The following is a 4,402-nucleotide window of genomic DNA, read 5'->3' on the forward strand; positions in this document are numbered from 1 at the left end:
CCCCTAAGCCGAGTTTTCAAGGTGCTGCGCCGTCCACTTGGTTTTCGAGACTGGCCTTTTAATTCTAACGTAAAGCCAACCTAGAACGGCGGGGTTTCAGACCCAAAATTTCCGATGAGGGACTCTCTTTCAGTATAATTATTCAGGATTATTACCCTGATTTACAAATTGAAGACATTCGTGCTTGTCTGCAATATGCTATCGCTTTAGTAGCGGCTGAAGACATTAAACTTGTGTCGGCTTAATAATGAAATTTCGGTTCTTCGGTTTGTGTTATGCAATGGACTGGGGTTATAAGGGATGGAACCCTTATTTAGAAAGGCATTTGGCGATTTTTGTCAATTGTTTTTTATCTAGAGCGAACTCATCAATTAAGTCTCTTGCCAGAGAAGGATTTAGTCAATTTATGCCCCCCTATCGAACCATAACAAGTAACGAAGAGCCGAAATTTCTTCTCGATCAAGACGTTTACGCAATCACTGCGAGATTTCTAATTGATGCTGGACATGATGTGGTTCTTGTTGCTCAGCACCGACCAACCTGATACGGTCGGTGTGCAACGGGATTGTTAGACCGTACCTCACAGATCGCTTATGATCAATTTATTCTCGCATATCTAGAAGTTTAAGCCATGTCACTCACTGAGTTAATTCTTCTGGTCAACAATCTGAGCCAGACAGACAAATTATCACTCTTCAAACTCCTAGCTGCACAAATCCCGGATGCTGAACTACAGGTTATCTTTTCCGCATCAGAGTATCCGATTTGGTCGCCCTACGATGCCACGGAAGCCGCCAATATTCTGATGCATATGATTCAGGATGACCGAGAGGCATCTACCCATGCCTAGTACAGTCGAATTTCCCCTTTCCGACGATGAAGCATTACCCACGATTCCCATCACTCTGAGTCATGCAGGCCTTTCTGTTTCTGCGAATGCCCTGCTGGATACCGGATCTACGGTCAATCTATTACCTTACCACATCGGGCCGCAATTGGGTGCAATTTGGGAGGAACAAACTGTCCGCTTGCCATTGGCCGGAAATCTTGCAAGGGTTGAAGCACGAGGGTTATTTTTGTATGTTCAAATTGGGAATTTGGAACCTGTTCGTCTAGCCTTTGCTTGGGCAAAAACCTCTCAGATACCCTTAATTCTTGGGCAAACGAACTTTTTTCGAGAATTTGATGTCTGTTTTCAACGATCGCGATGCACGATCGAAATTATCCGCTTCTAATAAGGGTCGATGTGTTTTGGGTGGGATCGCGCTTTTGGTTAGTGTTGATAGAGAAAAGCAATGCTGGGTTTCCTGCCGTCAACCCAGCCTACGGCGATCAGCGATCGCTCTAGCCTCTTGCTTGCCATTTTCGCATCGCCCTGTCCTGCTTCATCTAAGACAACTTGCGAGATGTAAAGGGTAAATTGACTACGGCGAGTTTCCCACCATCTTCTGGTTATTTCCAAATTTGCCATGAAGATCAAGTTGTTGCTTGGTCTAACGGCTAGATAGCCAATAACGCTGGTTTCAATATAGACGGTTTCCCTCACAGCACTTTCTGAATTTTATTTGTCCCTCATTCTATCGCATTTGAGCTTTATTTTGAGGGTTTGCGAGGGAATTAGTGCGTTCACTTCGTTAACGCACCCTACAAGATCGGCGATCGCACTGCATACGCTGATGGGCGGCGCTGATTTTACCAACTACGATGCCAATAATACCAATTTTCCGCAAAAGGGAGTTCATAATAACTGTCTTCGTAAACTATTGGTGGATCACCATTTGGACTATACACAAAACCACAATCATCCAAAAAACATTCAGAAACTATCATCCTAACAGACGTTCCAGCAATATCTACTTCTCGTAACGGGAACAGGCCGACCCATTGAACTGTTGAATTGTCATTATCTGAAATTGGGTGCTTTGCAAAATCTTCTAACGCTTGCTGGCTAAGTTTAAATCGAATTTCGAATGGTATGTAAGGATAAATATTCAATAGATAGCTTCCGAGAAAACTCAATAACACTACATAAACACCAGGATGCCGAATTAAAGCAAATACGCTCTGAAAATGCCACCCCTTTTTCTTTAAGTAAAGAAAAAGAAACACTACAGATATGACTGTTAGCAAAATGAAACCACCGAAAGAAAAGAAGAAATCACTAAATGATTCCGCCCCATCACTCAAAAAATAAAATAACGAAAGAAACCAAACAATAGACACTGTGCCAAGTGTAAATAATGAAAAGGGGTCTGTGAGTATTTTTTTCAGCATAGGAGCCTTAATTTCGAGTGCATAACTATATGTTATGCGGAAATTTTCCGTACATTACGCCAAATACGCATTTTTTTAAGAATCTTTCCGTATATTACGCTCAAATGGAGCGATTGCGAGAAGTTTTCCGTATAATATTACAATAAGCGTGTTATGCCGATTAGCGTACTCTTTTATGAACCCTCCCACACCCCGAAAACTCCTAGACGTAGTGCGAGAGACGATCCGCCCTACCGCATTACTCCTACCGCACCGAACAAACATATCTGGACTGGATTAAGCGTTATCTGCTCTTCCATTAGGAAAAACATCCCCGTGAGATGGGAAAAGAAGAGATCAAGTCCTTTTTGACCCATCTTGCCGTTGATAAAAACGTTGCCGCCGCCACCCAAAACCAAGCCCTCAACGCCATCCTCTTTCTTTATCGAGAAGTTCTGAAAATTGAACTGAGGAATGTCGGTGCATATTTACGGGCAAAACGCTCCAAACGCCTGCCCACCGTCCTCACCAAAAAAGTAAAAATGGCTGATGATTTTAGCGATCGCACAACAAACTGCGATCGCTGCCTAGGTAATTCTCAACCCACCAAAGTTAGGATTGCTCATCCAAGAAATTGAATCTCTTGAGAAGCAGTTACTGAGCTTGCGGGTTGAGAGTCGAAGTTATCCCTTAAATGAGCTAATCGCCTTTAGCTCGGCTTTTATGACGATGAAAGCCATTGCCAGCCTAGCTAAAAGGACGGGACAATTGACATTAACCCGCACATAATCCGAGAGGGAAGTACCGAGAAGGCGATCGAGATCCGGTAAACTCTTAGCCACGGAAGGACGGCGATCGGGCGAACCCAACAGTAAGAGATCCACATTATAATCATCGACGAGTTTGCAGAGTTGTTCTCCCGGTTTACCCCCCGTCACCACGCAGCGATAGGGTATATTCATCCGTTTTACTTTTGCCACTGCTGGCCCTAAAATCGGGTTTTCTTCCATTTCTTTGGCGGAAGTGGGGGCAAATTCCGGTTTTAAGTCGGGGTTGACGCGGGCCAGAATTAACTCTGCTGAAGGATAATCCCGCAGGAGATAAATAGCCAGATCGAGAGCTAAATCAGCCGAACTAGACTTATCGAGAGCTACCATCACCTTTTTGATTTTTTTGACGTAAATATCGTCTTTTACCAATAACATCGGGTGATTAGTCAGTTGAAAGACGTATTGACTGACGGAATTTTCTAGAATTGCCTCCAGTCGCTTCAGTCCTCGGGAACCCATCAGGATCAAATCGGCCCCGATTTCGTCGGCAACTTGACAGACGGTATCTTTGGGATCTCCTTGGCGCAGAATAGTGGAAACTTTGCTGGGTTCAATTTTGACTTCTTGCAGGATTTTAGTCAGCATTTGGGTTCCCTCTTCCCATTTACTGGCCAGAGCTTCGGTGGTAATCTGAGGGGGAACAACCCGGAGAATGGTAATCGACGCTTTCCGGATAGCGGGGAGATCCATCAATGCTTGTAGCATTTCTTGGGTTTGACCTGCGCCGGAATCAGCGTATAGTATTTTCTCTAGCATAAGATTAAACTCGGTCTATGATCTTAATAGTTTTCGCTAATTTTCAGCATACTGCTAATGTTGTTCTCGAAATTTAACAACTTATTAAGCGCTTTTTCTTAGCTTCATGCGATGCCGAAGGCACTGCGTAGCAGCTCGCATTTGAGGATGTTTTAAGTATTTATGCTTAATTGACTAGAAATACTTGGCTCAAAATCATCGGATCAAGCGTTCATTTGTATTATATTTTGGTTGCAATGCTGGCGCTCTCTTTTAATCACAGCTAAATCGACCATTTAATTGATGATTAAGTAGGTAGGTGTTAAAAGTTGTCAGACACCCCCCTTATCAAGGTAGGGTTGATTCATTTAAATTAAGTACAGCTAATTTTGAGTCAATAAATTTGACTGAAGATTCTCAATTTTATCTTTCTCTAACCAAAAGAGTTAGTCACAATAACTAATCTTTAATCTTCTGCCAATATTTATTATGAATAAATTGATAAAGCTTGTTCCCAAGCCACTAAAAGCCTATCTCTCTTCAAATTTTCTGAGAGTACATCCTGTTAATTTAGCTAATTTTTC

Annotated in this window: 7 protein-coding genes; 4 read left to right on the forward strand and 3 right to left on the reverse strand. The window is 42.7% G+C overall.

The features are described from left to right. The first annotated feature begins 107 nt into the window (after positions 1–107). The 3 genes from EWV66_RS04205 (at position 108) to EWV66_RS04215 (ending at position 1,235) form a co-directional block, all read left to right on the forward strand. Positions 108–245 carry a DUF433 domain-containing protein gene (locus EWV66_RS04205; RefSeq protein WP_287107281.1) on the forward strand — a complete coding sequence of 46 codons (138 nt, stop codon included), beginning with the start codon at positions 108–110 and terminating at the stop codon, positions 243–245. 386 nt (positions 246–631) lie between these two features. After that, a complete protein-coding gene (locus EWV66_RS04210; RefSeq protein ID WP_002753442.1) occupies positions 632–850 on the forward strand; it encodes a hypothetical protein in 219 nt (72 codons plus the stop codon). After that, complete coding sequence (locus tag EWV66_RS04215; protein ID WP_287107276.1) at positions 843–1,235, forward strand: pepsin/retropepsin-like aspartic protease family protein; 393 nt, start codon at positions 843–845, stop codon at positions 1,233–1,235. Before EWV66_RS04210 ends, EWV66_RS04215 begins: the two co-directional genes overlap by 8 nt. A gap of 38 nt (positions 1,236–1,273) precedes the next feature. Here EWV66_RS04215 and EWV66_RS04220 read toward each other — a convergent pair whose 3' ends face one another. Both EWV66_RS04220 and EWV66_RS04225 read right to left on the reverse strand, forming a co-directional pair. Further along, the gene (locus EWV66_RS04220; RefSeq protein ID WP_287107277.1) at positions 1,274–1,546 is read right to left on the reverse strand and encodes a PIN domain-containing protein; all 273 of its coding nucleotides are present in this window, start codon (positions 1,544–1,546) and stop codon (positions 1,274–1,276) included. A 146-nt stretch (positions 1,547–1,692) separates the two neighbouring features. Beyond that, positions 1,693–2,223 (reverse strand): hypothetical protein, encoded by a 531-nt coding sequence (locus EWV66_RS04225; protein ID WP_287115908.1) that lies wholly within the window; start codon positions 2,221–2,223, stop codon positions 1,693–1,695. Between the two features lie 371 nt (positions 2,224–2,594). Here EWV66_RS04225 and EWV66_RS04230 point away from each other — a divergent pair, with 371 nt between their 5' ends. Next, a complete protein-coding gene (locus tag EWV66_RS04230) occupies positions 2,595–2,891 on the forward strand; it encodes a site-specific integrase (RefSeq protein ID WP_287107279.1) in 297 nt (98 codons plus the stop codon). Between the two features lie 45 nt (positions 2,892–2,936). Here EWV66_RS04230 and EWV66_RS04235 read toward each other — a convergent pair whose 3' ends face one another. Next, the gene (locus EWV66_RS04235; RefSeq protein WP_287115909.1) at positions 2,937–3,839 is read right to left on the reverse strand and encodes a universal stress protein; all 903 of its coding nucleotides are present in this window, start codon (positions 3,837–3,839) and stop codon (positions 2,937–2,939) included. Between the last annotated feature and the right edge of the window lie 563 nt (positions 3,840–4,402).

Origin of the sequence: Microcystis sp. M_OC_Ca_00000000_C217Col, from assembly GCF_007095585.1 — a bacterium.
Taxonomy (GTDB): domain Bacteria; phylum Cyanobacteriota; class Cyanobacteriia; order Cyanobacteriales; family Microcystaceae; genus Microcystis; species Microcystis panniformis.

Excerpts from the sequence above, each read along its gene's own strand:
- EWV66_RS04210 (WP_002753442.1), top strand. The coding sequence starts at position 632 with ATGTCACTCACTGAGTTAATTCTTCTGGTCAACAATCTGAGCCAGACA.
- EWV66_RS04215 (WP_287107276.1), top strand. The coding sequence starts at position 843 with ATGCCTAGTACAGTCGAATTTCCCCTTTCCGACGATGAAGCATTACCC.
- EWV66_RS04230 (WP_287107279.1), top strand. The coding sequence starts at position 2,595 with ATGGGAAAAGAAGAGATCAAGTCCTTTTTGACCCATCTTGCCGTTGAT.
- EWV66_RS04235 (WP_287115909.1), bottom strand. The coding sequence starts at position 3,839 with ATGCTAGAGAAAATACTATACGCTGATTCCGGCGCAGGTCAAACCCAA.